Annotated in this window: 1 protein-coding gene; it reads right to left on the reverse strand. The window is 59.2% G+C overall.

Annotated features, from left to right (window positions below):
* Positions 1–169: 169 nt before the first annotated feature.
* Entirely contained in the window at positions 170–1672 is a 1503-nt protein-coding gene (locus tag ABX749_RS31485; protein WP_372899520.1) for a sulfatase, read from the reverse strand.
* Positions 1673–1847 lie beyond the last annotated feature (175 nt).

The raw sequence follows: 1847 nt of genomic DNA on the forward strand, positions 1-1847 counted from the left end.
ATACACATGACCGCGACTCGACCGCGCCCGCACCCCCTGGCTGTCATCGTCAAAGGCGCGGCTGCACGCCACGAGCAAGCTCGCGATCGATTCCGCGGGCACGGCTTGCTCGAGCAGACAAAACCCGTCGCGGTCCAGTTGCCAGTCGTTCATGTCGGCAGCAGCGATTCTACTTTCCTCGCTTCATCGCCTTTTGCAGACCATCGGCTTCGCCGTACAGCGGTGAGTCGCTGCCCCGGCTGCCGGGGACCATCGGCGCGTCCTGGGCGGGCACCCATTGGCGATGCTCAGCGATGATCGCGGCAAGCTTCCGATCGCCGGCAAGATTGTGGTGTTCGTCCTTGTCGCGACGATGGTCGTACAGTTCTTCTGAACCGTCGCGATAACGGATGTAGTGATAGTCCCGCGAATGGATCGAGTGATTCCCCGGTCCAAACGTGCAAATCGCGGGACGACTCCACGGCGATGCGGCATCGTTCAACAATCCGTTCAGGCTGTGCCCGTCCAGTCCGTCCGGGATGGGCAGTCGGCACATTTCCGCCAACGTGGGATAGACGTCGATCAAACCCACCGGTGCATCGCATACCGCTCCGCCGGTGACCCCCGGTCCGGCGATGATCAGCGGAACTCGTGTCGTCCGCTGCCACAGACTACGCTTGGCCCACTTGTTCTTTTCGCCGAGGTGGAAACCGTGATCGCTAAACAGAACGACGATCGTATCGTCACCAAGCCCGGCCGCGTCGACCGCATCGGTCACCATTCCCACCAGATGATCGACAAATGAGATGGAAGCCAAGTAGGCCTGCACGGCATGTTTGTCTTCGCCGTTGTCTTTCATCCACTCGTATCGCGGAGCGGTCGGATTCAGGCTCAACTGAACTGCGATCGGTGGCACGTCGTCAAGGTCTCCATCCGGCACCGGCGGCATCACCAGCGTCTGCAGCGGGTACATGTCAAACCATTTTTTCGTCGCGTAGATCGGCACGTGGGGCAGATGAAAGCCGATCGCAAGAAAGAACGGTTCATCGCGTTTGGCCAACTCCGGAATCCGCTTGGCCGCCCACGCCGCGGTGTGGTAATCCCGCTGGTCTTCGTCGGCAATTTCGATCTGGCCCCAATCCCAGGCAGGATGTGAATCCGGCACCCGGTACCGTAGCTTTTCAGTTTGTCCGGGCGGACGTCGGTATCCGCTCGATCGCTGAACATGATCGAACGATGCGGCGTCTGAAGGGCCATGAAACACCTTGCCCATCGACTCGGCGCGATAGCCGCCGGCGCGAAAATGTTGGAACATCGTCACGGCATCGCGGGTCACGTCGACGTCGCGAAAACCGGGAGCCAAAAAGTAGTGGCCTGTCGTTGACGGCAACTTGCCCAGCAACATGCTGATCCGAGACGGATTGCAAATCGGTGCCTGGCAGTGCGCGTTGGTGAAATTCACACCCCGAGACGCCAGCTTGTCGATTTGCGGCGTTTGCACTTGGGGATGCCCGTCCAAACATCCCACCCAGTCGTTGAGATCGTCGATGGCAACGAGAACGACATTGGGGTGTTCGGCGGCGCCGGCGCCGGTGAAAGACATCGCCAGCGAAATGGCCAACAGGATGGATCGGATCAGGGGCATCAGAAAGACCGTTTGCGACTTCGAGTGTGAATCAGGGGCGTCTGGCATGATACCATCTCCGCGATCAGAACGCGTCGTTTGTGGAGTGAGAGACGGTTGGTCAAAAAATGGGTTGGTCAAAAAATGGGTTGGTCAAAAAATGGGTTGGTCAAAAAATGGGTTGGTCAAAAAATGGGTTGGTCAAAAAATGGGGCGCGGCAGGCGGCGGGGTCTCGAGTCGGGC

The organism is Stieleria sp. (assembly GCF_041595215.1).
GTDB lineage: Bacteria > Planctomycetota > Planctomycetia > Pirellulales > Pirellulaceae > Stieleria > Stieleria magnilauensis.